This window comes from Pseudomonas sp. B14(2022) (genome assembly GCF_012030485.1).
Lineage (GTDB): Bacteria > Pseudomonadota > Gammaproteobacteria > Pseudomonadales > Pseudomonadaceae > Aquipseudomonas.
This window is the reverse complement of sequence record NZ_JAAUVM010000029.1, coordinates 39,849-65,329: the sequence shown is the minus strand read 5'-3', so window position 1 is coordinate 65,329 and position 25,481 is coordinate 39,849. Positions and strand designations below refer to the sequence as shown.

Sequence of the window (25,481 nt, the reverse complement as noted above, 5' to 3'; positions counted from 1 at the left end):
CTCCCACATTGAATTGTTGTGATTTGAAGATATTCATTATTGAGAACCAACCTTTGGCCCACCCCGCCCAACGCCGCTGGTACCTGCCGGTCTTCACCGTCGCCGCCCTGGTGCTGCTGCCGCTGAGCGTACTGTTGCTGTCCTGGCAAAGCATCGACGTGCAAATCTGGTCCCACCTCTGGGAAACCCAGATGCCCCGCCTGCTGGGCAACACCCTGACCTTGGTGCTGGGGGTCGGCGTCGGTGTAACCCTGTTGGGCGTAAGCCTGGCCTGGCTCACCAGCCTTTGCGAATTCCCCGGCCGGCGCTGGCTTGACTGGGCGTTGATGCTGCCCTTTGCCATTCCCGCCTATGTGCTGGCCTTCGTGTTTGTCGGCCTGTTGGATTTTTCGGGCCCCGTGCAGACCCTGCTGCGCGAATGGTTCGGCACCGGCTTGCGCCTGCCACGGGTGCGCTCCACCAGCGGCGTGATCATCGTGCTGGTGCTGGTGTTCTATCCCTATGTGTACCTGCTGGCGCGCAGCGCATTCCTCGCCCAGGGCAAGGGCTTGATGGAGGCGGCGCGGGTGCTGGGGCAGTCACCCTTGCGGGCGTTCTGGCATGTGGCCCTGCCCATGGCGCGGCCGGCGATAGGGGCCGGGGTGGCGTTGGCACTGATGGAGACCCTGGCGGACTTCGGTGCGGTTTCGGTGTTCAACTTCGATACCTTCACCACCGCCATCTATAAGACCTGGTACGGCTTTTTCAGCCTGTCCAGCGCGGCCCAACTGGCCAGCCTGTTACTGCTGGTGGTGATGCTGGTTCTGTACGGCGAGCGGCGTGCCCGGGGCGCCAGCCGGTCCAGCAACGAGCGTCCCCGGGGTAAGGCGCTGTACCACTTGAAGGGGATCAAAGCGGTAGCGGCCAGTGGGTGGTGTGGCCTGGTGTTCGCCTGCGCCTTTGTCATCCCGGTGCTGCAACTGGTGGCCTGGTTCTGGCAGCGTGGACGGTTCGATCTGGATGAGCGCTATTCGGGCCTGATCGTCCACACCCTTTACCTGGGCGGCATTGCGGCGCTGATCACGGTCAGCGTGGCGCTGGTACTGGCCTTCGCCAACCGTCTGGCGCCGACCCGGACGATTCGCTCCGGTATCAGCCTGGCCAATGTCGGCTATGCCTTGCCGGGCTCGGTGCTGGCGGTGTCGATCATGCTGGCGTTCAGTTACCTGGACCGTGAGCTGGTGGTGCCGCTGTCCGGCTGGCTCGGAGGGGCGGGCAAGCCATTGTTGCTGGGCAGTCTGTCGGCGCTGGTGCTGGCGTATCTGGTGCGCTTTCTGGCCGTGGCCTACGGGCCGTTGGAAAACAGCCTGGCGCGCATCCGCCCTTCGTTGCCGGAAGTTGCGCGTAGTTTGGGCGTGAGTGGGCCGCGACTGTTTTGCAAAGTGTATCTACCGCTGTTGCTACCCGGCACCCTGAGTGCAGCACTGCTGGTGTTCGTAGACGTGCTCAAGGAAATGCCCGCGACCCTGCTGATGCGCCCGTTCGGCTGGGACACCCTGGCGGTGCGGATCTTTGAAATGACCAGCGAAGGCGAGTGGGCGCGGGCTTCTCTGCCAGCGTTGACACTGGTGCTAGTGGGGCTGCTGCCGGTCATCGGGCTGATCCGACGCTCCGCCCGCCCCATCGGTTAGGTGCCAGTCCTACGGCTTGCGGCTACAATGCGCGGCATTCGGTGCGCTCCGTCCTTCGGATCGAGTCGCTGTACGTCGCCGCAGGCCTTGTAATTCAAGGTGTCCGGCACGGGCAACGGCCTGCGCACCTTCGCCAAGCCCGGAAGGAGAAACCCATGGGACAGCGTACGCCTCTGTATGACCTGCATCTCGCCCTCGGCGCGAAAATGGTCGATTTTGGCGGTTGGGATATGCCTTTGCATTACGGCTCGCAAGTTGAGGAGCACCATCAGGTGCGGCGCGACTGCGGGGTGTTCGATGTATCTCATATGACCGTGATCGATATCACCGGCCCCCAGGCCAAGGAATGGCTCCAGTACCTGCTGGCCAATGATGTCGAGCGTTTGCACGGCTGTGGCCGTGCGTTGTACAGCGCCATGCTCAACGAGCAGGGTGGCGTGGTAGACGACATGATTGTCTACCGCACCGAGGCCGGGTACCGGCTGGTGGTCAACGCCGCCACCCGAGACCAGGACATGGCCTGGATCCAGGCGCAACTTGGCGGCTATCAAGTGCAACTGCATGAGCGGCCCGAGTTGGCCATGCTCGCCATTCAAGGTCCCCACGCCCGGCAGAAGATTGCCGAGTTGGTCACCCAGTCTCGCGGCACCCTGATCCACCAGCTCAAGCCCTTTGAAGGGTATGCCGACGGTGATTGGTTTATCGCGCGCACGGGTTACACCGGCGAAGACGGCCTGGAAATTGTCCTGCCTGCCGATCAGGCGCCTGGATTTTTCAACGACCTGGTAGGTGCGGGTATTTCACCTATAGGCCTCGGCGCGCGGGACACCCTGCGGCTGGAAGCCGGCATGAACCTGTATGGCCAGGATATCCACCAGAACGTTTCGCCCCTGGCGGCCAACATGGCCTGGAGCATTGCCTGGGAACCTGCCGAGCGCAATTTCATCGGGCGTGCGGCGCTGGAAGCAGAGCTGGCCGCCGGTGTGCAGTTCAAACTGGTCGGGCTGGTACTGGAGGAACGTGGGGTTTTACGCGCTCACCAGGTGGTTCGTATCGCCAATGTTGGCGAAGGGGAGATCACCAGTGGTAGTTTCTCACCTACGCTGAGCAAATCCATTGCCCTGGCGCGTGTACCGACGGCGACTGCCGATCGGGCCGAAGTGGAAATCCGCGGTAAGTGGTACCCGGTTCGAGTGGTCAAACCGACCTTCGTGCGTCATGGCAAAACCTTGATCTAACTATTTCCGGCAGGCCAATGGCTGCTGACATTTCTTCTTGAGGACACAGACTATGAGCGATATCCCTGCCGACCTGCGTTTTGCCGAAAGTCACGAATGGGCGCGTCTGGAAGCTGACGGTACTGTCACCGTCGGGATCTCCGACCATGCACAGGAAGCTCTGGGTGATGTCGTGTTTGTTGAGTTGGCCGAAGTTGGCGCTACGTTTGAAGCCGAAGGCCAGGCGGGTGTGGTTGAGTCGGTGAAGGCCGCTTCGGATATCTACGCCCCGGTTGCCGGCGAAGTGATTGCCGTCAACGAAGAGCTGAGTGGTAGCCCTGAGTTGCTGAACTCCGACCCTTACGGCGCGTGGATCTTCAAGCTCAAGCCAAGCAACCCGGCTGATCTGGAAAAACTGCTGGATGCGGCTGGCTACAAAGCCGCCATCGGCGAGTAACCGCAAGACCCCTGTGGGAGGGAGCAAGCTCCCTCCCACATTCAATCGTCGGGAGCCGTGAGTGTTCAGTTCGCTTTCAGGACTGCCTTTACCGCCGCCACCGACCGCTCCACATCTGCCTCTGTCATTGCCGTAAACATCGGCAACGACACGATCAAACGTCCAACCTTTTCCGCTACCGGGAACATACCTTCCTTGAATCCCTGTGCCCGATAAAGGCTCAGCAGGTGAATAGGCGGGTAGTGATAGCCAATGCCAACACCCTGTGCCTGCATTTTCTCCATGAAGGTCGCGCGGGCGGGCAGGCCGTCCTGGCGCTCCGGCAGCACTAACTGGAACAGGTGCCAGTTGCTGTTTTCGAAGTCGGCCGGCGGCAGTTGCGCGCCGTACTTTTCTTCGAAATCATCGCCGAAACATTTGAAGTAGTGCTGTGCCAGGTGCTGGCGATGGGCGGTGATCTTCTCGATGTGGGCAAACTGCCCCAGGCCGATGGCGGCGGCGATGTCGGTCATGTTGAACTTGCCGCCCAGTACATCCACGTCGAGGCCGTCGAAGCCGGTGCGGGTGACGCCCTGCAGGCGGTATTTTTCTGCCAGGCGGGCTTCTTCGGCATTGTTCAACACCAGGCAGCCGCCCTCGGAAGAGGTGATGTTCTTGTTGGCCTGGAAGCTGAACGATACAAAGTCCCCGGTAGCGCCGATGCGTTCGCCATCCCAGCTGGAGCCCAGGGCCTGGGCGGCGTCTTCGACGATGCGCAGGTTGTACTTGTTGGCCAGTGCGTACAGCATCGGCATGTCCAGGGGCAGGCCGGCCAGGTACACCGGGATGATCGCCTTGGTGCGCTGTGTGATTGCGGCTTCCACTTGGGCCAGGTCGATATTGCGCGTGATCGGATCGATATCAGCGAACACCGGTGTGGCCCCCACCTCCAGAATCACGTTGGCCGTGGCCACCCAGGAGATCGGTGTGGTGATGACTTCATCCCCAGGCCCGATACCGGCGATACGCAAGGCGATTTCCATGGTGCAGGTGCCAGAGTTGAACGTGCGCACCGGCCGGCCGCCAAAGTATTCCGACAGTTGCGCCTCGAAAGCCTGCACTTTCGGCCCGCTGGTGATCCAGCCCGAGCGCAGTACATCGCCGACCGCCGAGATGGTGGCTTCATCGATGGTAGGTTTGGAGAACGGCAGAAAGGGCTGTTGGCTCATAACGACGAAGGAGTCCGTTTCAGATTGGCGATGAGTAAGCGAGGATTCAGTACCAGCATGGTGGCACGGTAAGACTGAATATAGCCTGTCGCCTGTGAATGAATCGTCACATTGCGGGCAAAAAAATGCCGCTTCAAGAGCGGCATTCTTCAGCGTGCGGGAATCACTCGGTAACAGCGTTCTTCGCGAGGATGGCGTTGGCCAGTTCCATATCCGTGGCCTGCAGGCCAGGGTTATCGGCGCGGACTTTCTGCATGGCGGCTTCCAGGTACGGTCCGCGGATGCCGCCGTCGCTGGCAACAAAGCTGCCTGCGTCGTCTTGTGCGGCAACCACCAGCTTGTGGTCCTTGAAGGTCAGGTACGTCGAACCGGTAGTGGCGCCCGACGAAATGACATTGCGCCAGAAACTATCGGCCATGGCTGAACCGACAGGAAGGGAAAGCACAGCGAGGGTTGCGACAGCATATTTAAGACGCATGATGGGTGACTCCGGGTGGGTGATCTGTACCGTTTGATTGTAGTTAGCCCAACCGAGTTCCATCCCTGACTAAACAGTTTCTACCTTTAAAATGACGCCATCCAGGCCTACCACACGCACTTGAGCGCCTACAGGGCTGTCAGGACCGGTCACCATCCATACACCATCACCGACTTTCACCTTGCCCCGGCCATCCACAATCGCCTGATGCACCACGAAGACGCGGCCGACCAGCTCCGAGCCACGTTCGTTGAGCCCCGGTTGGTCACTGGCTTTGGCACTGCTGCGCTGGCGTTTCCACCAGTACACCGCTGTCAATATCGACAGCACAGCGAACAGCAACAGTTGCCACTCCAACCCGAGCGGCGGCACCAGAAACTTGATCACGCCCACGGCTGCCGCAGCTATACCCATCCACAGCAGGTAACCACCGGCGCCGAATACCTCAAGAATCAATAGCACCGTACCCAGCGCGAGCCAGTCCCAGAACGAAAGATGCTGCAGGAAATCCCACATGTCGATTGCCTCAGGCTTTCTTGTTGTCGAAGGTCGCCTTGACGATTTCGCCAATGCCGCCGACAGCGCCGATCACCTGGCTGGCTTCCAGCGGCATCAGGATCACTTTGCTGTTATTGGCCGATGCCAGCTTGCCGAGGGCATCGATGTATTTCTGCGCGACGAAGTAGTTGATGGCCTGCACGTTGCCGGTGGCGATCGCTTCGGAAACCACCTGGGTCGCGCGGGCCTCTGCCTCTGCCTGGCGCTCACGGGCTTCAGACTCCAGGAACGCGGCCTGGCGTCCACCTTCGGCTTCAAGAATCTGTGCCTGCTTCTTGCCTTCGGCAGTCAGGATCGCCGATGCCCGCAGGCCTTCGGCTTCCAGGATCTGTGCGCGCTTGATCCGCTCGGCTTTCATCTGGCCGGACATGGCGGCCATCAGGTCGGCGGGCGGGCTGATGTCCTTGATTTCGATCCGGGTGATCTTGATGCCCCACGGCGCCGTGGCTTCATCGACAGTGCGCAGCAGTTTTTCGTTGATGCCGTCGCGCTGGCTGAGCATGGCATCCAGCTCCATGGAGCCGAGCACGGTACGGATATTGGTTTGCAGCAGGTTGCGGATAGCGTGTTCGAGGTTGTTGACCTCGTAGGCGGCCTGCGCGGTATTGACCACCTGGAAGAAGCACACGGCATCGATCTGCACGGTGGCGTTGTCGGCGGTGATGACTTCCTGGGGCGGAATATCCAGCACGCTTTCCATCACGTTGATCTTGCGGCCGATGCGGTCCATGACCGGGATGATGATGTTGAGACCCGGCTTGAGGGTGTTGGTGTAACGGCCGAAGCGCTCGACGGTCCACTGATAGCCCTGGGGTACCACCTTGAAGCCCATGAACAGGATGGCAATGGCCAAACCCACGAAAAGAAGCAGTACGGTTCCGATCTGCATAGCGATTCCCTATCTGATGGTGTCAGTTAAACGACGTTCGGCCGATTGTAACGGTCTTGTCACCGATAAGAACGGTTTCAGCCCGCGGTAATCAAAGCATTTGTTACCGAATCCCCAGGTGTCACGCGCAACACCTCGGCCATCGTCGTCAGCCCCGCCTTTACTTTTCCCATACCGGCCAGGCGCAGGCTGCACATGCCTTGCGCAACCGCCTCTCTGCGCAGGGACTGCACGTCGGTGCCTGGGGTGATCAGCGCACGGAGCGATTCATTCAACACCATGATCTCGTAGACCCCTGCACGCCCCTGAAATCCGCTGTTTCGACATTCCGCACACCCCACCGCCTCGTGGACATCGCCTGCCGCCCGCTTGCAATGAGGGCACAGCAGCCGCACCAGGCGCTGCGCCATTACCCCCAATAATGTGGCCTTGATCAAATAATGAGCAATGCCCAGTTCCTGCAAGCGGCTGATGGCGCTGGGCGCATCGTTGGTGTGCAGCGTCGAGAGCACCAAATGTCCGGTCAGTGCGGCCTGGATCGCCATTTCGGCGGTTTCCTGGTCGCGGATTTCGCCGATCATGATGATGTCCGGGTCCTGGCGTAGCAGGGCTCGGATGCCGCTGGCGAACGTCAGGTCGATGTTGTGCTGCACCTGCATCTGGTTAAAGGCCGGCTCGACCATCTCGATCGGGTCTTCCACGGTGCAGAGGTTGATTTCTCGGGACGCCAGTTGCTTGAGCGTGGTGTAGAGGGTACTGGTCTTGCCTGAACCGGTAGGGCCCGTGACCAGGATGATGCCGTTGGCCTGGCGGGTCATGGCGTGCCATCGCTGCTGGTCCTCAGCGGACAAACCGAGCTGGTCGAAGTCCTTGAGCAGCACCTGCGGATCGAAAATCCGCATCACCAGTTTTTCGCCAAAGGCGGTGGGCAAGGTCGACAGGCGCAACTCGATTTCTGCGCCTGTGGGGCTTTTGGTCTTGATCCGGCCGTCCTGGGGTTTGCGTTTTTCCGCCACGTTCATGCGGCCCAGGCTTTTCAGGCGGCTGACCACAGCCATCGTCACCTGGGGTGGAAATTGATAGACGTCGTGCAACAGCCCATCAATGCGAAAGCGCATGCGCCCCTGTTCACGGCACGGCTCGATATGAATATCACTGGCCCGCTGGGCAAAGGCGTACTGCAACAGCCAATCGACGATATTGACGATATGCGCGTCGTTGGCATCCGGCTCCTGGTCACCGGCGCCGAGGTTGAGCAACTCGAAGTTGCCAGGCGCCGCGACCTTTTGATCCGCCCCGCTGACGGACTTCGCCAACCGGTAAAACTCGCTGATACAACGCTGAATGTCCTGGGGGTTGGCAACCACGCGCTTGATCGAGCGTTTGAGTACCTGTGCCAGTCCCGACTCCCAGCTGGTGACATGGGGCTGGGCGCTGGCAACGGTGACGGTCTGCGCGTCCACGGCCACTGCAAGGATGCTGTGGCGCTGGGCAAACGCCTGGGACATCAGCTGCACCACCGCCGCGACATCGATTTGCAGTGGGTCGATACGCCAATAAGGTTGCCCGGCATGCTGGGCAAGCCACTGGGTCAGGGTTTCCAGTGCCGGCCCATAGGCGGCGATACACTCCAGCGGGTGCTGGGCGTTACCGCCTGGCAGCGCCGATAAGCGCTGCGCGATGTCGGCAGTGATCAAGCCGCCCTCGACCAAGGCCGGGAGCAACTGATGCAGTTCCAATCGGTGATCAACAGACATGAAGGTTTTCCTGGGTAGCCTCGGACGAAACTTCAGGCTAGCCGGCCCTCGAAGATCCTCCTCCCAGCGTATGTTGCAGGCCTTTACTGAGCTGCTGCCGCCACTGCTGCGGGCCCTACGGAATCAACCGGCCACACGTGCAGCGTGCACACGCTGATCAGGTTTCGAATCTTTTCACCGATCACTTGGGCGCGATGCCAGCTCAGGCTTTCCATCACGATATCGATGTTCAGCAGGTCTTCTTGGCGGCTCACGGTGACCTGACTCGGTGTTAAGAACTGCAACGCAAAATAGTTGAGTACCCGACACAACACATCGGGCTCCGCTTCGGCGACGATCTGGTAATGCGCTCGGCAATGGGCGCTGTTGGCGGCCCACACATCGACGCGGGTCAGGGGGTGGGTGGTTTCGACGACATGCATGCTGATTCTCCAGATTCGACTGGAGAAATTTTTACATTCGCCTCGGGAGATTTCTTATCTAAGATGAGCCTGATTTGCGATTAATCGAATCAATCAATTCAGAATAGCCAGAATTAAAGGTATTTCTATGCACAGCGAGTTGGACGCCTACGACCGCCGCATCCTGGCCCTGTTGCAAGAGGACGCCTCGCTGTCCAGCGCGCAGATCGCCGAGCAAGTGGGCCTGTCCCAGTCGCCGTGCTGGCGGCGCATCCAGCGGCTCAAGGAAGAAGGGGTGATTCGCGGCCAGGTCACCCTGTTGGATCGCAAGAAGATCGGCCTCAATACGCAGATCTTCGCCGAGGTCAAACTCAACGCCCACGGCCGATCCAACTTCACCGAGTTCACCGAAGCGATTCGTGGGTTTCCCGAAGTCTTGGAGTGCTATGTGCTGATGGGGGCGGTGGATTTTCTGCTGCGCATCGTGACGTCGGACATTGAGGCGTACGAGCGGTTTTTCTTCGAGAAGCTGTCGATGGTGCCGGGGATTCAGGAGGTCAACTCGATTGTGGCGCTGTCTGAGATCAAGTCGACCACCAGCCTGCCAGTATTGCGCTGACCGGCCTCATCGGGGCAGTCGAATCGTCGTACCGCGACGATTCGACTGCCCCGATGGCGATATTACAGACGCAGGAGGGTCTTCCAGGCACGGTTCTGATACACCGCAATCGCCTGATGCATGCGCGCATCCAGCGACTCGTCGGTGATCGGCTGGTTGGCCAGTTGCACCAGCTTGTTCAGCTCGCCGTACAAACGATCCAGTTCCGGAATATCCACCACGTTACGCGCATGGTGCAGCCAGGCCTGGATGCGCTCGATGCGTGGCAGTTGCTCTGCCAGGTCTTCCGGCTGCTGCTGGTAGCGCGGCAGTTGAAGGGCGACGGCATCGTCGGCCAGCAGGCGCGGCAGCCAGTTGGTGATTTGCGCGGCGCCCTGGCGGTTGCCGCGCACGTTGCGGTCGGCGGTCCAGGTGCGGGCCATTAGCCAGCGCGACGTGTTCAGCGAGAACCAGCCCCAGCGTACGTCATCCAATTCTTCGGCGAATTGCTCGGGCGCGGCTTTGCGAATGTCTTCGTCGTCGTCACCGGCCTGGACCAGCGGGCGCCAGTCTTCCAGCAGTGCATCGAGTGCGCTGCGCAGTTCGCTGGTGGATTGACGCGGTGCGGCCTGGCCAAGGCTGCCGATCAGGGCGCGCAGTTCGCCGAGGTTGTCGACCCAGTCCTGCAGTAGACGCCAGTGGCCATTGAAGCGGTATTGCTCGGCCAGGCGCTGGCTGCTGCCGAGCAGGTGCCACATGATTGCGGCGAAGGCGTCGTCCAGCGGCATTTCGGCGTGGATCTGCGGGGCCGGCAGGCTCAAGGAGTAGCTGCTGGCGTCGTACAGGCGGTAGCCGCGCTCGGCCTTGCTGATGTCACACGGCATCAGTGCGAGGGTGGCGGCCAGCTCGGCGGCCAACTCCAGCAGGGCAGCCGGTTCGCCTTCGCGCAGTTCCAGTTCCAGCTCGCAGATTTCTTCTTTCTGCTTGCCGACCACCACATGGCCCAGGTCCAGGGCGGCTTCGATCACCACCTTGGCCTTGCCACGGCCCCAAGCGATTTCGGCGCGTTCGCGCACGAAGTCGGTGGTGAAGATCGGCTTGAGGGTCTTTTTGTCCAACTCGGCCAGCTGCTCGGGCCAGCACTCGCCGTCGAGTTTCTTTACGTCGAGCTTGGCTTTGGGCAGGTCCCAGTTGTACTCGTTGCGTTCCGACAAACCGGCGACGCTTTGGCCACGGGTCTTGAGGGTCTGGATAATGTCGTCACCGTCCTTGCGCAGGCGCAGGGCGACTTTGGCCTGGGCCAGGTCGCGCTCGGGGGTGTCGAAGTACTGGTTCATCAACTCACGGCGTTCCCAGCCACTTTTGTTGCGTTTTTTCAGTAACGGGTGCTCACGCAGCGCGGCGAGTGTTTCGCGGCTGACGCGGAGCTTGATTTCGGTTTCTTTCTGCATGGCCGGAAAATCCAGAATCGGGAGCGCAGCCGGGAAAAAGAGTGGCTGCCAAGGTCGTGCAGTGTACAGGACTGAGCCCGGCAACGCGCCGCAACGGTTTATTGTGTCGTGCAGATGGCTCTATAGTGGGGCTCATCCGGGAAGTAGGGAGACCGCGCATGCCGTTACCGTCCATGAAAGAGCAGTTCGCCGCGCTGATTGCCGCGCCTTCGGTCAGTTGCACCCAAGCGTCTCTCGACCAGACTAACCGCCCGGTGATCGATCTGCTCGCCAGTTGGTTGGGCGACCTGGGTTTCTCCATCGACATCCAGTCCGTCAGCCCCGGCAAATTCAACCTGTTGGCCAGTTTCGGCACTGGCCCCGGCGGTCTGGTGTTGGCCGGCCATAGCGATACCGTTCCTTATGACGCGGCGTTGTGGAAGACCGATCCGCTCAAGCTGACGGAAGTCGACGGCCGTTGGGTAGGATTGGGTAGTTGCGACATGAAGGGCTTTTTCGCGCTGGCGATTGAAGCGGTGTTGCCGCTGCTGGATCAGCCGTTCAAGCAGCCGTTGCTGATCCTCGCCACCTGCGATGAAGAAAGCTCCATGTCCGGTGCCCGGGCATTGGCCGAAGCCGGGCGCCCGCTGGGCCGCGCGGCGGTGATCGGCGAACCGACCGGCCTCAAGCCGATCCGCCTGCATAAAGGCGTGATGATGGAGCGCATCGACATTCTCGGCCAAAGTGGCCATTCGTCGGATCCAAGCCTGGGCCACAGCGCCCTGGAAGCCATGCACGACGCCATCGGTGAGCTGCGCGGCCTGCGCCTGGCCTGGCAGCGCGAGTACCGCAATGCACAATTCAGCGTGCCGCAACCGACCATGAACTTCGGCTGTATCCATGGCGGCGACAACCCCAACCGCATCTGTGGCCAGTGCTCCCTGGAATTCGACCTGCGGCCCTTGCCGGGCATGGATCCCGAAGTGCTGCGTGCGGCTATCCGGCAAAAGCTCGAACCGCTGGCCGAACGCCATAAAGTCAAGATCGACTACGCGCCGTTATTCCCCGCCGTGCCGCCGTTCGAACAGGCCGAAGACGCCGAGTTGGTGCGGGTCGCGGAACGATTGACCGGTCATCGTGCCGAAGCAGTAGCGTTCGGCACCGAAGCGCCTTATCTTCAGCGCCTTGGTTGTGAAACCCTGGTGCTGGGGCCTGGCGACATCGCCTGTGCCCATCAACCTGGCGAGTACCTCGAAATGTCACGCTTGACGCCTACAGTGCGTCTATTGCGGGAACTGATCGAACATTACTGCCTGAAACCTGCGTAAATTAACCCCTGTCCATTCGTACATAAGGAGAGCGAGCGTGTCGCCAAGCCTGTTCCGACGATAACCATCAGCCCGCTGTGCGTTTTCACGACTCATCCTTTTTCGGCTGCTTTTTATTACAGGCCCAGGTTCCATGCCCGACTACGTTAATTGGCTTCGTCACGCTTCGCCCTACATCAACGCCCACCGCGATTGCACCTTTGTGGTCATGTTGCCCGGCGACGGTGTGGATCATCCGAACTTCGGCAATATCGTCCACGACCTGGTGCTGCTCCACAGCCTGGGCGTGCGCCTGGTGCTGGTGCACGGTTCGCGCCCTCAGATCGAAGCGCGCCTTGAAGCGCGCGGCCTGATCCCGACTTACCACGAAGGCATGCGCATCACCGATGCCGCGACGCTGGAGTGTGTGATCGACGCGGTTGGCCACCTGCGTATCGCCATCGAAGCGCGCTTGTCGATGGACATGGCCTCGTCGCCGATGCAGGGCTCGCGCCTACGGGTGGCCAGCGGCAACCTGGTGACCGCGCGGCCTATTGGCGTGCTTGAAGGTGTGGATTACCACCACACCGGCGAAGTGCGCCGGGTCGACCGCAAGGGCATCAACCGCCTGCTGGATGAGCGCTCCATTGTGCTGTTGTCACCCCTGGGCTATTCGCCTACGGGTGAGATCTTCAACCTGGCCTGCGAAGACGTCGCCACCCGCGCCGCCATCGACTTGGGGGCCGACAAGCTGCTGCTGTTCGGCGCTGATCTCGGCCTGATCGATGAAAACGGCCGTCTGGTGCGCGAACTGCGCCCGCAACAAGTACCGGCGCATCTGCAACGCCTGGGCAGCAGCAACTACCAGTCCGAATTGCTCGATGCGGCCGCCCAGGCCTGCCGGGGTGGGGTAGGGCGCAGCCATATCGTCAGCTACGCCGAAGATGGCGCCTTGCTCACCGAGCTGTTTACCCGCGATGGCGGCGGTACGCTGGTGGCCCAGGAGCAATTCGAACTGGTGCGCGAGGCGGCGATTGAAGACGTCGGTGGTTTGCTCGACCTGATCAGCCCGCTGGAAGAGCAGGGCATCCTGGTACGCCGTTCGCGGGAAGTGCTCGAACGTGAGATCGAGCAGTTCAGCGTGGTGGAGCGCGAAGGCATGATCATCGCGTGTGCGGCGTTGTATCAGATCGCCGATTCGGACGCGGGTGAGCTGGCGTGCCTGGCGGTGAACCCTGAGTACCGCCATGGCGGGCGTGGTGATGAGCTGCTGGAGCGTATCGAAACCCGTGCCCGGGCGCAGGGTTTGAAGACCTTGTTTGTACTTACCACGCGGACTGCCCACTGGTTCCGTGAGCGCGGCTTTGTGCCGAGCAGCGTTGATCGCCTGCCGTCGGCGCGGGCCTCGCTGTACAACTACCAGCGTAACTCGAAGATTTTCGAGAAGGCCTTGTAAAGCCCTACCTCCCAAGTCAATGAGCAGGCTCGTGTAAGAGCCTGCCCGCGTCGCAGGCCAATCTGGCGTGCCGTCACGCACGACTAAAGTTTAAGCATTCTTGATCTGACGCCGATAACAGGATGGCGGCTATGGGTAGATTGTGGGAGTTCCACACACACCTGAATCGTCGAAGGGGCGGCTTGGACAGCAAAAGAAACTATTAGTGACACAAAAACTGTAACAAATTGACGAGAGGATGTGCCTTTGGCCATGATGGCGTCGCCTTTTTGATCGTGGGTGACGTATGCGGCAGAGCGTCAACACTAATCGTTCTAAAAAAGCGCTAATAAATACCCTTTAGGAATTAGCTTGTGGAGCAGATGGTCTATGCTCGCCTGTCCGCATCACGGAATGGCTTATTCCTGAATCGTATTAAAAAGAATGAAATAATTCTTTTTGGGTGTATGAAAAACTCATTACCCTGCAGGGACCAAATCAACGGTGGTTAGACGAAGGTAGTAGACACACAAGGTTACGATTGACTTGGCAGTCACTATCCGGTGCTAATCGCGCATCTGTGGATCAAGGGCGTCAGACCCGAGACCAAAGAAATACAAAAATTAGAAATGAGAGGAGCGGTACATGAAGAAGTCCACCTTGGCGTTGGCTATAGCGTTGGCGGCAGTCGCCCAGCAAGCTGCAGCAGCCGGTTTCATTGAAGACAGTAAGGCCAGTGTCAGCTCGCGTACCTTGTATTTCGATAACGATCAGCGTGATGGCGGTGCTGATCAACGCGAAACAGCTACCGGTCTGAAGTTCGATTACAAGTCTGGCTTCACTCAAGGTGTCGTTGGTTTTGGTATCGACGCCCAGGCATTGGTAGGTGTTCACTTGGATGGTGGCCGCGGTCATCACCCAAACAGCAACTCCTTCGTTCCAAGTGACACCGACGGTTCTGCGGTAAGCAGTTGGAGCAGTGCGAGTGCCAACGCCAAGGCCCGCTTCTCCAAGACCGAGGCACACTTGGGTGGTGCCCTGGCGCCGAACCTTCCAATCCTGATCGCGAGCGACGGCCGTTTGTTGCCGCAAAGCTTTGAAGGCGGCACTGTCACTTCCAAAGAAATCGACAACGTGACCTTTAACGCCGGTCAACTCGAACATGCCACTGGTCGTGCTTCAAGCAACAGCACTGGCCTGGCCGTCGCCGGCGGTACCGAGGAAAGCAATAAGTTCCGTTTTGGTGGCGCTGATTGGAAAGTCACCAAAGACTTGACCCTGCAGTACTACTACGCAAACCTCGAAGACTACTATAAGCAGCACTTCCTGGGCTTGTTGCACGTATACCCGATCAGCGAAGGTCAGTCATTCAAGACCGACCTGCGCTACTTCGACAGCAGTTCTGATGGCAAGAACGGTCAGGCTGGGTATCGCTTCAACAACAACGGTGGCTACGCGAAGAACACGGGTGAGGTTGATAACAAAACCTGGAGTGCCATGTTCACTTACACCCTGGGTGGCAGCGCCGTTATGCTCGGCCATCAGCGTGTCAGCGATGACGGTGGTTTCGTCTGGGTGAACCAGGGTAACGTTTTGGATGGTAATGGTCGTAACGAAGGTGCTGGCGGGTCGAGCTTCTACCTGTTCACCGACAGCATGATCAACTCCTTCGTCCGTGCGGGTGAAAACACCACCTTCGGTCAGTACTCTTATGACTTCGCTGCACTGGGTGTTCCAGGCCTGCGAACCTCGATTGCCTACTTGCACGGCGACAACATCAAAGCCGTGGGCGGTGGCAGTGATCAGTCCGAGTGGGAGCGCGATATGCGTATCGACTACACCATTCAGGCAGGCGCACTCAAAGGTTTTGGCACCACTCTGCGGCACGGTGCGTACCGTGGCAGCGGTACCGGTATCCAGGACCAGGATCAGACACGTCTGATCTTCAACTACACTTACAGCTTCTTGTAAGGCTGGATAAGGAAAACCTCGCGTTATCGCGAGGTTTTTCTCACGTTCAATCAAGTCGGGCTAAACCCCCGCAAGCCCTTCCTGAACCCCTCTTTGTACAGCGTCTCAAGGCCTTCTCGAACCTTGGAACCGATGGTGCGCCTCTCCATTTCCCACGTCCAATGAACACATTTTTAATATTCCTTTATCGTCTAGATAAATCGATATTTATTCTTTTTAAATAACCCGTAATCCATGCACAGTGGGCTCCATAAGCACTCACCAGGAGCCACACCATGAGCCTAAGACTGGGCGACATCGCCCCCGACTTCGAACAGGATTCCAGCGCCGGCAAGATTCGTTTTCACGAATGGCTGGGCGACAGCTGGGGTGTGTTGTTTTCCCACCCGGCGGACTTCACCCCGGTGTGCACCAGTGAGCTGGGCTTTACCGCCAAGCTCAAGGACGAATTCGCCAAGCGCGGCGTCAAGGCCATCGCCCTGTCGGTGGACCCGGTGGACTCGCACCACAAGTGGATCGAAGACATCAACGAAACCCAGGACACCGTCGTCAATTTCCCGATCCTGGCCGACGCCGACCGCAAGGTTTCGGACCTCTACGACCTGATCCACCCGAACGCCAGTGACACCCTCACCGTGCGTTCCTTGTTCGTGATCGACCCGAACAAGAAGGTCCGCCTGACCATCACCTACCCGGCCAGCACCGGCCGTAATTTCCACGAAATCCTGCGGGTCATCGACTCGCTGCAACTGACCGACAACTACAAAGTCGCCACCCCCGCCAACTGGCAGGACGGTGATGAAGTGGTGATCGTGCCGTCGCTCAAGGATGAGGAAGAGATCAAGAAGCGCTTTCCGAAGGGTTATCGGGCGGTGAAGCCCTACCTGCGGCTTACTCCACAACCCAATCGTTGAAACTGAATCACAACAGGGGTTTTCAGGCCGTGTTTACGGCCTTTTTTTTCGCCTAAAGACTCAGAATCTGTATATGCATTTAAAGAATAAACAAATGAAAAAATAAGATTTATAGATATATAAATCTGCTGCTAAGGTCTGTTCCATCTTGGCGCTATCGCCACACAGCGAACCGCCGGCACTTGCTCAAGGAATTCCTGCATGTTGGTCGTAACACTTGGAGGCAGTCCCAGCCAGCGTTCCCGCTCCGGGGTCTTGCTGGAAAAAACCCGTCAGTGGTTGCAAGACAAAGGCGTTGAAGTGGTGAGTTACCAGATACGGGACTTCCCGGCTGAAGACTTGCTGCATGCGCGCTTCGACAGCCCCAAGGTCATTGACCTGCTGCAACAGGTGGCTAACGCGGATGGCCTGGTGATCGCCACGCCGGTGTACAAGGCGTCGTTCTCCGGCGCGTTGAAAACCGTGCTGGACCTGCTGCCCGAACGCGCCCTGGCCCACAAGGTTGTGCTGCCGATGGCGACCGGCGGCAGCATCGCCCACATGCTGGCGGTGGATTACGCCTTGAAGCCGGTATTGTCGGCCCTCAAAGCCCAGGAACTGCTCCACGGGATTTTCGCCGAAGACAGCCAGATCGCCTACGGCGAAGGCAGTGCCCAGGCGCAACTGGTGCCGGTCCTCGAACACCGTTTGCACGAAGCCCTGGAGACGCTTTATGGCGCCATGGCCCGTCGTCCGAAACCGCTGGACCCGCATGTGTTGAATGAACGTTTGTTGAGTGCTCGCTGGAGCATTTAAGTAAGCCTCACCGCTATATAGATGTACTCACCTTACTCAGCCGCCAACGGCCAAGCAGGTGCAGCCAACCCCCTCATCGCACTATTTGGAGAGAGCGCCATGCGCACTGTCATCTTGCGTCGTGGTCTGGTCGCACTGTTTGTTGCGGCTGTGTCCTTCGGCGCCATCGTTCAGGCTCAAGCCGCCGAGACCCTGCGGATCGGTTACCAGAAATACGGAACCCTGGTGCTGCTCAAGGCCAAGGGCACCCTGGAAAAACGCCTGGCCGCCCAAGGTGTGCAGGTGCAATGGACCGAGTTTCCCGGCGGCCCGCAACTGCTCGAAGGCCTGAACGTCGGCTCCATCGACTTCGGTGTCACCGGCGAAACCCCGCCGGTCTTCGCCCAGGCCGCCGGTGCCGACCTGCTCTATGTGGCCTACGAGCCGCCAGCGCCCACCAGTGAAGCGATCCTGGTGCCGAAAGACTCGACGATCAAATCGGTGGCCGAGCTCAAGGGCAAGAAAGTCGTGCTCAACAAAGGCTCCAACGTGCACTACCTGCTGGTGCGTGCCCTGGAAGACGCCGGCCTGAAATACACCGACGTGCAGACCGTCTTCCTGCCGCCCGCCGATGCCCGTGCCGCCTTCGAGCGTGGCAGCGTGGATGCGTGGGTGATCTGGGACCCGTACCAGGCCGCCGCCGAGAAACAACTGCAAGCGCGCACCCTGCGTGACGGCACCGGCATCGCCGACAACCACCAGTTCTACCTGGCCACCAAGCCGTACGCCGAAAAGCACCCTGAAGTGGTCAAGGCGCTGATCGAAGAAGTGCGTGCGGTGGGCGAGTGGTCCAAGGCCAACCCTCAGGAAGTGACCGAGCAGGTCGCACCACTGCTCGGCCTGCCGGCTGACATCACCCTGACCTTGGTAAAACGCCAGGGCTACGGCGCGCTGTTCCTGACCCCGGAAGTGGTGGTGGCCCAGCAGAAAATCGCCGACAGCTTCTACCAACTCAAATTGATCCCCAAGCCCTTGAGCATCAAGGACGTGATCTGGACGCCACCTGCTGCCGTGGCTAAAGCGCCGTAATCCGATTTCTTCAGGAGACAACTCCATGAGCCTCACTATTTTCTGGTTCCTGCCTACCCACGGCGACGGCCATTACCTTGGCACCGCCGAAGGCGCTCGCGCTGTTGATCACGGTTATCTGCAGCAAGTGGCCCAGGCCGCTGACCGCCTGGGATTCGGCGGGGTGCTGATCCCCACCGGTCGTTCCTGCGAAGACTCGTGGTTGGTGGCCGCCTCGCTGATCCCGGTGACCCAGCGTTTGAAATTTCTTGTCGCACTGCGCCCCGGGATCATTTCCCCGACGGTGGCGGCGCGCCAGGCCGCGACCCTGGACCGCCTGTCCGGCGGCCGCGCGCTGTTCAACCTGGTGACCGGTGGTGACCCGGAAGAGCTGGCCGGCGATGGCTTGTTCCTCAGTCACGAAGAGCGTTATCAGGCTTCGGTGGAATTCACCCGTATCTGGCGCCGCGTGCTGGAAGGCGAAACCGTGGATTACGACGGCGAGCACATCAGCGTCAAAGGCGCCAAGTTGCTCTACCCACCGATCCAGCAACCACGCCCGCCGCTGTACTTCGGCGGTTCCTCCGAAGCGGCCCAGGACCTGGCCGCCGAACAAGTGGAGATGGTGCTGACCTGGGGCGAGCCACCGGCCGCGGTCGCCGAGAAGATCGAACAGGTGCGGGCCAAGGCGGCGAAACTCGGGCGCACCGTGCGCTTCGGCATTCGTCTGCATGTGATCGTGCGCGAAACCAATGATGAAGCCTGGAAAGCCGCCGACAAACTGATCTCCCATCTGGACGACGACACCATCGCCCGTGCCCAAGCTTCCCTGGCGCGCTTCGATTCCGTCGGCCAGCAGCGCATGGCGGCCTTGCATGGCGGTAATCGCGACAACCTGGAAGTCAGCCCCAACCTGTGGGCCGGCGTCGGCCTGGTGCGTGGCGGTGCTGGCACCGCGCTGGTGGGCGATGGTCCGACGGTTGCAGAACGGGTCAAGGAGTACGCAGCGCTGGGCATCGACACCTTCATCTTCTCCGGTTATCCACACTTGGAAGAGTCGTATCGGGTTGCCGAGCTGCTGTTCCCGCACCTGGATATCGAACGTCCAGAGTTGCCGAAAAGCGCCGGTTACGTGAGCCCGTTCGGCGAAATGGTCGCCAACGATATCCTTCCCAAAGCTGCGTCACAGAGCTGAGGCGGCGCCATGAACTTTGAAAAATTGAGCCATCGCGTGGCGCCCTGGGTGCTGCCGATTCTATTGCTGGCGGTGTGGCAGTTATCGGTGTCGGCGGGCTGGTTGTCGACGCGTATTCTGCCGGCGCCCAGCGCGGTGATTGAGGCCGGGGTCAACCTGGTGCGCAGCGGCGAAATCTGGACGCACCTGGCTATCAGTGGCTGGCGGGCGGGCCTGGGCTTTGTGATCGGTGGCAGCATCGGCCTGGCGCTGGGATTTATCACCGGCCTGTCGACGTGGGGCGAACGCCTGCTGGACAGCTCGGTGCAGATGATCCGCAACGTGCCGCATTTGGCGCTGATTCCGCTGGTGATCCTGTGGTTCGGCATCGATGAGACCGCAAAGATTTTCCTGGTGGCCCTCGGCACGCTGTTCCCGATCTACCTCAACACTTACCACGGCATCCGCAACGTCGACCCGGCTCTGGTGGAAATGTCGCGCAGCTATGGCTTGTCCGGCTTCAGCCTGTTCTGGCAAGTGATCCTGCCGGGCGCGCTGCCGTCGATCCTGGTGGGCGTGCGCTTTGCCCTGGGCTTTATGTGGCTGACGCTGATCGTGGCGGAAACCATCTCTGCCAGCTCCGGCATTGGTTACCTGGCGATGAACGCCCGCGAATTCCTGCAAACCGACGTAGTGGTGTTGGCCATCGTGATGTACGCCATCCTCGGCAAACTGGCCGACCTGGCCGCTCGCGGTCTGGAACGTGTTTGGCTGCGCTGGCACCCGGCGTATCAAGTCAATAAAGGAGGTGCGGCATGACCGCTCAACAACCTCCGCGCCTGCTGAAAGGGATTCCCCTGGCGGTGCGCAAATTGCGCAAGGCCTTCGGCGCGCGGGAAGTGCTCAAGGAAATCGATCTGCACATTCCGGCGGGCCAGTTCGTGGCCGTGGTCGGTCGCAGTGGCTGCGGTAAAAGTACGTTACTGCGCTTGTTGGCCGGCCTGGACAAAGCCAGCGGCGGCGAGCTGCTGGCCGGTTCGGCGCCGCTGAGCGAGGCGATTGAAGACACGCGGTTGATGTTCCAGGAAGCGCGCCTGCTGCCGTGGAAAAAGATCATCGACAACGTCGGCTTGGGCCTCAAAGGTAACTGGCGCCCTAAAGCCTTGGAAGCCCTGGAAGCGGTCGGCCTGGCCGAGCGTGCCAATGAGTGGCCGGCGGCCTTGTCCGGTGGCCAGAAGCAACGCGTGGCCCTGGCTCGCGCGCTGATCCACCAGCCGCGCTTGCTGCTGCTGGATGAGCCGCTGGGTGCGTTGGACGCCCTGACCCGTATCGAGATGCAGCAACTGATCGAAAACCTTTGGCAAAAGCACGGTTTCACCGTGTTGCTGGTGACCCATGACGTCAGCGAAGCCGTGGCCATTGCCGACCGGGTAATCCTGATCGAAGACGGCGAGATCGGCCTCGACCTGATCGTCGATCTGCCGCGCCCACGGGCCCGTGGTTCATATCGCCTGGCCGCGCTGGAAGCCGAAGTGCTCAACCGTGTGCTGTCGTTGCCCGGTACCCCGCCGGACCCCGAACCTGTTTCACCGCTGCCTACGCAATTGCGTTGGGCTCAATAACTCACTTGTCCCGAGAAGGAAGAACACCATGACTATTAAAGCCATCAACGTGCGTAACCAGTTCAAAGGCACCATCAAGGAAATCGTAGTCGGCGATGTGCTGTCGGAAATCGACGTGCAGACCGCGTCCGGTATCGTCACTTCCGTGATCACCACCCGCTCGGTCAAAGAGCTGGAGCTGGTGATCGGCAGTGAAGTGATTGCCTTCGTGAAGTCCACCGAGGTGTCGATCGCCAAGTTGTGATTTGCGTCGCTCTTGAGACCGTCATCGGGGGCAAGCCCCCTCCCACATATTGATCTGTGAACACATTCAAAATGTGGCAGGGGGCTTGCCCCCGATGAGGCCGGCCCAGCCAACCCAGGATTCAGCGCTTAGGCAGATACGCTGGCAAATACAGCCCCACATACGCATCAAAAACCCGCATCCCTTCCTCCGCCATACGCGGCGTGATCAGCCCATGCTGATGCACCGAGCGCGCATACACGCGGTCGCTCAGCTCCAGCGCCAGGGCGAACACATCCACATCGCTGGGCAGTGTCGGCACTTCGAAATGGCGGTTGAACACCTTGAACATCAGATCGCCCAGTTCCAGATCATGCTGGCGGTCGGCCTGGGTCACTTCGGTGAGGCCATGCTGCGCCAGGATCAACTGGCGCGCGGCGGCGTCCTGATCGTAGATGATGAGCATGCGTTGTTCGACGATGTAGGACAGATCGCGCCAATGCTTGAGTGAATCGTGGTCGATGGGCGCCTGGATGGCCGCACGGAATGCGGCATGCACATCCGCCGTCAACGCCTCCAGCAGCGCCGGCACACTGGCGAAAAAGTGATACACCGACGACGGCGGAATCTGCGCGCGCTCGGCCACGCTGTAGATCGACAAATTCGCCACGCCTTCGGCGGCCAGCAAGGTGCGGGCGGCGTCGAGAATCGCGTCGATCCGCGCCTGGCTGCGGGCACGGGGTTTGCGAAGGGTGGCGGGGCGGGTGGTCATGGAAGTCTCCTACAAGGCAGCGGGCATTGTATGAGCAGGAAGGAGTGTTGTCTTCCAGACCCCTCCCACACTTTGATCTGTGAATACATTCAAATGTGGGAGGGGGCTTGCCCCCGATGAGGCCAACTCGATCTACCGGAAGAAACCCATAAAAAAACGCCACAGGCCAAAGGCCCGCAGCGTTTTTTCAATGCAGCAACCGCTTACACGGTATGCAGGTACCAGTTGTACTCAAGGTCGGAGATGGAGTGTTCGAACTCTTCCAGCTCACTTTCCTTACAGGCGACGAAGATATCGATGTATTTAGGATCGATGTACTTGGCCATCACCTCGCTGTCGTCCAACTCGCGCAGGGCATCGCGCAGGTTGTTCGGCAGGCTCTGTTCGTTCTGCTCGTAGCTGTTGCCTTCCACGGGTGCGCCCGGTTCGATCTTGTTGGTCAGACCGTGGTGCACGCCTGCCAGGACCGAAGCCATCAGCAGGTAAGGGTTGGCGTCGGCACCGGCCACACGGTGTTCGATCCGTACGGCGTCGGACGAGCCGGTCGGTACGCGAATCGCCACGGTGCGGTTGTCCAGGCCCCAGCACGGCGAGTTCGGCACGTAGAACTGTGCGCCGAAACGACGGTAGGAGTTGACGTTAGGGCACAGGAACGCCATTTGGGCGGGTAGGGTCTCGAGCACACCGCCGATCGCGTGACGCAATGCGGCGTTCTGCTCGGGATCCTCGCTGGCAAAGATGTTCTTGCCGTCCTTGTCCAGGATCGAGATATGTACGTGCAAACCGTTACCTGCCTGGCCTGGGTAAGGCTTGGCCATGAAGGTGGTATCCATCTCATGGTCGTAGGCGATGTTCTTGATCAGGCGCTTGAGCAGTACTGCGTAGTCGCAGGCCTTGATTGGGTCGGCCACGTGGTGCAGGTTCACTTCGAACTGCGCCGGGGCACTTTCCTTGACGATGGCGTCGGCCGGGATGCCTTGCTCTTTGGCACCTTCCAGGATGTCCTGGAGGCAGTCGACGTATTCGTCGAGGTCGTCGATCAGGTAGACCTGTGTCGAGTGCGGGCGTTTGCCGGAGATCGGCGAGCGGGGCGGTTGTGGGCGGCCGTTCACGTTCTCCTGGTCGATCAGGTAGAACTCAAGCTCGAAGGCGGCGCAGATGGTCAGACCGAGGTCGTCAAACTTGCTTACAACTTGGCGGAGCACTTCGCGCGGATCGGCGAAGAAAGGTTCACCTTCAAGTTCGTGCATGGTCATCAGCAGTTGCGCGGTAGGGCGCTTTTGCCAAGGTTCATTGCACAGGGTGTCAGGGATCGGATAACAGATTCGGTCAGCATCACCGATGTCCAGGCCCAGGCCGGTGCTTTCCACCGTCGAGCCATTGATATCCAGGGCAAATAAAGAGGCAGGCAGGTTAATGCCCTTCTCGTAAACCTTGTGGAGGCTGGTGCGTTCGATGCGCTTACCGCGCACCACACCATTCATATCCGCAATTAGAAGGTCTACGTACAGAACCTCAGGATGATCCTTAAGGAACGCGTTCGCTTCGTTAAGCTGAACGGCACGCGGGGGTACCGACATGATGCAACACCTTTGTTGTTAAAAATATCAATCATTGATCTTTTCTGGTTTCAGTCAACCCGAACGGCATGCCGAAGTCAAGCGAGGCCTTTTTTGCCCTAAAAAAGCGCCGTGGCGGCATTTTTGGGGCTTTTTGGGGCGGTTTTTTCGGGTTGACGGGCTTGGGACTCGCAGGCTTGAGCGGGCCGTGTTGTATTTTTTACGGGGGTGTTGTGTAAAAAAATGAACAAGGCTAAGCTCGATTCAAACCCATAACAGCAATAATACCGGGGTGCTTCATGTCTCGCCTGCCGCCACTCGGCGTCTCAGCCTGCTTCAGCCAGGCTTTGTCCGCAGTCCGTTCGTCCCGCGTGAGTGCCCACGCACCGGCCAATATTCTTGACGGCCCATCCGCTCTCCTCTTTGCCATTTCGACTGCCACTGACCGGCTCTCTTCTGCGCGGCCGCTCATGATTCTGCACGACTTTGGCTTGAGGAATGCAACGCTGCAGCAAATGGCAGGTAAGCTCCTACCCTGAACGAAAAAACGACGCGGATGCTGCGTCAACCAACGCCTGGCCTTTAATGGATGCCAGGAAACCCAGCCCAGAGGCATTTATGAGTAACAACCTCGACCAGCTCACCGATTGGTTGAAAGACCACAAGATCACAGAAGTCGAATGCATGATTGGCGACCTGACCGGTATCACCCGGGGCAAGATCTCGCCGACCAACAAGTTCATCGCCGAAAAAGGCATGCGCCTGCCCGAGAGCGTTCTGTTGCAGACCGTGACCGGCGACTATGTCGAAGACGACATCTATTACGAATTGCTCGACCCGGCGGACATCGACATGATCTGCCGCCCCGACCAAAACGCGGTGTTCCTGGTGCCCTGGGCCATCGAGCCGACCGCCCAGGTGATCCACGACACCTACGACAAGCAAGGCAACCCGATCGAGCTGTCGCCGCGCAACGTACTCAAGAAAGTCCTCAAGCTCTACGCCGACAAAGGCTGGCAGCCCATCGTGGCGCCTGAGATGGAGTTCTACCTGACCAAACGCTGCGAAGACCCTGACTTCCCGCTGCAACCGCCGATCGGTCGTTCCGGGCGTCCGGAGACCGGCCGCCAGTCCTTCTCTATAGAAGCAGCCAACGAATTCGACCCGTTGTTCGAAGACGTCTATGACTGGTGCGAGCTGCAGGAGCTGGACCTCGACACCCTGATCCACGAAGACGGCACGGCGCAGATGGAAATCAACTTCCGTCACGGTGATGCCTTGTCCCTGGCCGACCAGATCCTGGTGTTCAAGCGCACCATGCGTGAAGCCGCGCTCAAGCACGACGTGGCGGCCACCTTCATGGCCAAGCCGATGACCGGCGAGCCCGGCAGCGCGATGCACCTGCACCAGAGCATCATCGACATCGCCACCGGCAAGAACGTCTTCTCTAACGAAGACGGGACCATGAGCCAACTGTTCCTCAACCACATTGGCGGCCTGCAGAAGTTCATCCCTGAATTGCTGCCGCTGTTTGCTCCCAACGTGAACTCGTTCCGTCGCTTCCTGCCCGACACCTCGGCGCCGGTGAACGTGGAGTGGGGCGAAGAAAACCGCACCGTCGGCCTGCGCGTCCCGGATGCCGGCCCGCAGAACCGTCGCGTGGAAAACCGCCTGCCGGGCGCCGACGCCAACCCGTACCTGGCGATTGCCGCCAGCCTGCTGTGTGGCTACATCGGTATGGTCGAAGGCCATAACCCGAGCGCCCCGGTGGTGGGGCGTGGTTACGAGCGCCGCAACCTGCGCCTGCCGTTGACCATCGAAGACGCCCTGGAGCGTATGGAAAACAGCAAGACCATCGAGAAATACCTGGGTCAGAAATTCATCACAGGCTACGTCGCGGTCAAGCGGGCCGAGCATGAAAACTTCAAGCGCGTGATCAGTTCGTGGGAGCGGGAATTCCTGCTCTTCGCCGTCTGATGCGCCGGGCGCACGGGGAAAC

24 protein-coding genes are annotated in these 25,481 nt (G+C 59.9%); 15 read left to right on the top strand and 9 right to left on the bottom strand.

All coding sequences use genetic code 11. The features are described 5' to 3' along the window. Window positions 1-53 precede the first annotated feature (53 nt). The 3 genes from HCF10_RS28275 (at window position 54) to gcvH (ending at window position 3,344) form a co-directional block, all read left to right on the top strand. Complete coding sequence (locus tag HCF10_RS28275; protein ID WP_167656849.1) at window positions 54-1,670, top strand: ABC transporter permease; 1,617 nt, start codon at window positions 54-56, stop codon at window positions 1,668-1,670. Window positions 1,671-1,825: 155 nt separating this feature from the next. Continuing rightward, window positions 1,826-2,908 carry a glycine cleavage system aminomethyltransferase GcvT gene (gene gcvT, locus HCF10_RS28270; protein ID WP_167656848.1) on the top strand — a complete coding sequence of 361 codons (1,083 nt, stop codon included), beginning with the start codon at window positions 1,826-1,828 and terminating at the stop codon, window positions 2,906-2,908. 52 nt (window positions 2,909-2,960) lie between these two features. Next, window positions 2,961-3,344 carry a glycine cleavage system protein GcvH gene (gene gcvH, locus HCF10_RS28265; RefSeq protein ID WP_028618385.1) on the top strand — a complete coding sequence of 128 codons (384 nt, stop codon included), beginning with the start codon at window positions 2,961-2,963 and terminating at the stop codon, window positions 3,342-3,344. A gap of 65 nt (window positions 3,345-3,409) precedes the next feature. Here the strand turns inward: gcvH and HCF10_RS28260 are convergent, their stop codons facing one another. The 6 genes from HCF10_RS28260 to HCF10_RS28235 form a co-directional block, all read right to left on the bottom strand. Further along, window positions 3,410-4,552, bottom strand: a complete 1,143-nt coding sequence (locus tag HCF10_RS28260) for a DegT/DnrJ/EryC1/StrS family aminotransferase (RefSeq protein WP_167656847.1) — start codon at window positions 4,550-4,552, stop codon at window positions 3,410-3,412. Window positions 4,553-4,715: 163 nt separating this feature from the next. After that, a complete protein-coding gene (locus tag HCF10_RS28255) occupies window positions 4,716-5,030 on the bottom strand; it encodes a DUF2388 domain-containing protein (protein ID WP_003176799.1) in 315 nt (104 codons plus the stop codon). Between the two features lie 69 nt (window positions 5,031-5,099). Beyond that, entirely contained in the window at window positions 5,100-5,546 is a 447-nt protein-coding gene (locus HCF10_RS28250; RefSeq protein ID WP_145336945.1) for an NfeD family protein, read from the bottom strand. A gap of 10 nt (window positions 5,547-5,556) precedes the next feature. Continuing rightward, window positions 5,557-6,477, bottom strand: a complete 921-nt coding sequence (locus tag HCF10_RS28245) for an SPFH domain-containing protein (protein WP_027608388.1) — start codon at window positions 6,475-6,477, stop codon at window positions 5,557-5,559. 77 nt (window positions 6,478-6,554) lie between these two features. Then, on the bottom strand, window positions 6,555-8,234 hold the full coding sequence (locus HCF10_RS28240) for a GspE/PulE family protein (RefSeq protein ID WP_131697568.1): 1,680 nt from the start codon (window positions 8,232-8,234) through the stop codon (window positions 6,555-6,557). A gap of 83 nt (window positions 8,235-8,317) precedes the next feature. Further along, window positions 8,318-8,656, bottom strand: a complete 339-nt coding sequence (locus HCF10_RS28235; protein WP_131697567.1) for a hypothetical protein — start codon at window positions 8,654-8,656, stop codon at window positions 8,318-8,320. A gap of 127 nt (window positions 8,657-8,783) precedes the next feature. On the opposite strand from HCF10_RS28235, the gene HCF10_RS28230 reads away from it, so the two are divergent. After that, the gene (locus HCF10_RS28230) at window positions 8,784-9,254 is read left to right on the top strand and encodes an Lrp/AsnC family transcriptional regulator (protein ID WP_003195279.1); all 471 of its coding nucleotides are present in this window, start codon (window positions 8,784-8,786) and stop codon (window positions 9,252-9,254) included. Window positions 9,255-9,316: 62 nt separating this feature from the next. Here HCF10_RS28230 and HCF10_RS28225 read toward each other — a convergent pair whose 3' ends face one another. Next, the gene (locus HCF10_RS28225; RefSeq protein ID WP_167656846.1) at window positions 9,317-10,684 is read right to left on the bottom strand and encodes a CYTH domain-containing protein; all 1,368 of its coding nucleotides are present in this window, start codon (window positions 10,682-10,684) and stop codon (window positions 9,317-9,319) included. A gap of 158 nt (window positions 10,685-10,842) precedes the next feature. On the opposite strand from HCF10_RS28225, the gene argE reads away from it, so the two are divergent. The 10 genes from argE to HCF10_RS28175 all read left to right on the top strand — a co-directional run bounded on the left by argE (window position 10,843) and on the right by HCF10_RS28175 (window position 21,172). Then, on the top strand, window positions 10,843-11,991 hold the full coding sequence (gene argE, locus HCF10_RS28220) for an acetylornithine deacetylase (protein WP_131697565.1): 1,149 nt from the start codon (window positions 10,843-10,845) through the stop codon (window positions 11,989-11,991). 133 nt (window positions 11,992-12,124) lie between these two features. Next, a complete protein-coding gene (gene argA / locus HCF10_RS28215; RefSeq protein WP_090401578.1) occupies window positions 12,125-13,426 on the top strand; it encodes an amino-acid N-acetyltransferase in 1,302 nt (433 codons plus the stop codon). Window positions 13,427-14,050: 624 nt separating this feature from the next. Beyond that, the gene (locus HCF10_RS28210) at window positions 14,051-15,376 is read left to right on the top strand and encodes an OprD family outer membrane porin (protein ID WP_131697564.1); all 1,326 of its coding nucleotides are present in this window, start codon (window positions 14,051-14,053) and stop codon (window positions 15,374-15,376) included. A gap of 275 nt (window positions 15,377-15,651) precedes the next feature. Then, a complete protein-coding gene (locus HCF10_RS28205) occupies window positions 15,652-16,290 on the top strand; it encodes a peroxiredoxin (RefSeq protein ID WP_167656845.1) in 639 nt (212 codons plus the stop codon). Between the two features lie 201 nt (window positions 16,291-16,491). Continuing rightward, complete coding sequence (ssuE, locus tag HCF10_RS28200; RefSeq protein ID WP_027608396.1) at window positions 16,492-17,085, top strand: NADPH-dependent FMN reductase; 594 nt, start codon at window positions 16,492-16,494, stop codon at window positions 17,083-17,085. A gap of 99 nt (window positions 17,086-17,184) precedes the next feature. Then, window positions 17,185-18,153 (top strand): sulfonate ABC transporter substrate-binding protein, encoded by a 969-nt coding sequence (locus HCF10_RS28195; RefSeq protein WP_167656844.1) that lies wholly within the window; start codon window positions 17,185-17,187, stop codon window positions 18,151-18,153. Window positions 18,154-18,178: 25 nt separating this feature from the next. After that, complete coding sequence (ssuD, locus tag HCF10_RS28190; RefSeq protein WP_065874422.1) at window positions 18,179-19,327, top strand: FMNH2-dependent alkanesulfonate monooxygenase; 1,149 nt, start codon at window positions 18,179-18,181, stop codon at window positions 19,325-19,327. Between the two features lie 9 nt (window positions 19,328-19,336). After that, the gene (gene ssuC, locus HCF10_RS28185) at window positions 19,337-20,125 is read left to right on the top strand and encodes an aliphatic sulfonate ABC transporter permease SsuC (protein WP_053127863.1); all 789 of its coding nucleotides are present in this window, start codon (window positions 19,337-19,339) and stop codon (window positions 20,123-20,125) included. Further along, entirely contained in the window at window positions 20,122-20,928 is an 807-nt protein-coding gene (gene ssuB, locus HCF10_RS28180; protein ID WP_167656843.1) for an aliphatic sulfonates ABC transporter ATP-binding protein, read from the top strand. The genes ssuC and ssuB overlap by 4 nt, the downstream gene beginning before the upstream one ends. Window positions 20,929-20,956: 28 nt before the next feature. After that, window positions 20,957-21,172: a TOBE domain-containing protein gene (locus HCF10_RS28175; RefSeq protein WP_003176783.1), complete on the top strand. Its 216-nt coding sequence runs from the start codon at window positions 20,957-20,959 to the stop codon at window positions 21,170-21,172. Window positions 21,173-21,293: 121 nt separating this feature from the next. Here HCF10_RS28175 and HCF10_RS28170 read toward each other — a convergent pair whose 3' ends face one another. Continuing rightward, complete coding sequence (locus HCF10_RS28170; RefSeq protein WP_167656842.1) at window positions 21,294-21,923, bottom strand: TetR/AcrR family transcriptional regulator; 630 nt, start codon at window positions 21,921-21,923, stop codon at window positions 21,294-21,296. A 203-nt stretch (window positions 21,924-22,126) separates the two neighbouring features. Next, a complete protein-coding gene (locus HCF10_RS28165) occupies window positions 22,127-23,503 on the bottom strand; it encodes a glutamine synthetase family protein (protein ID WP_003213894.1) in 1,377 nt (458 codons plus the stop codon). A gap of 597 nt (window positions 23,504-24,100) precedes the next feature. Between HCF10_RS28165 and HCF10_RS28160 the strand changes: the two genes are divergently transcribed. Then, a complete protein-coding gene (locus tag HCF10_RS28160; RefSeq protein WP_003176780.1) occupies window positions 24,101-25,459 on the top strand; it encodes a glutamine synthetase family protein in 1,359 nt (452 codons plus the stop codon). Window positions 25,460-25,481: the final 22 nt, after the last annotated feature.